Source organism: Cryobacterium sp. 10I5, assembly GCF_035019865.1.
Taxonomy (GTDB): Bacteria; Actinomycetota; Actinomycetes; order Actinomycetales; family Microbacteriaceae; genus Cryobacterium; species Cryobacterium breve_A.
Genome location: NZ_JASJVI010000255.1, coordinates 1 through 208, shown reverse-complemented (window position 1 = coordinate 208; position 208 = coordinate 1). Strand labels below are relative to the sequence as shown.

Sequence of the window (208 nt, the reverse complement as noted above, 5' to 3'; positions counted from 1 at the left end):
TCCCCGCCTACATCGAGAAGATCGCCAAGCGTTCGCCGTTCGGCGGCAAGACCGTCACCGGAGGGATCGTCACGGCCAAGGACTCCGCCTGGCTGCTCAGCTGGACAGTGAACCGCCAGCCGCACTTCAAGAAGCAACCCGAGGACCAGATCGTGGTCTGGGTGTACTCGCTGTTGGGCGACGTCCCCGGCGACTACGTGAAGAAGTC

At 63.5% G+C, this 208-nt stretch carries 1 protein-coding gene; it reads left to right on the top strand.

The features are described from left to right. Nucleotides 1-208, top strand: a 208-nt coding sequence (locus QN350_RS19905) for an oleate hydratase (protein ID WP_323517255.1), incomplete at both ends; no start/stop codon positions are given.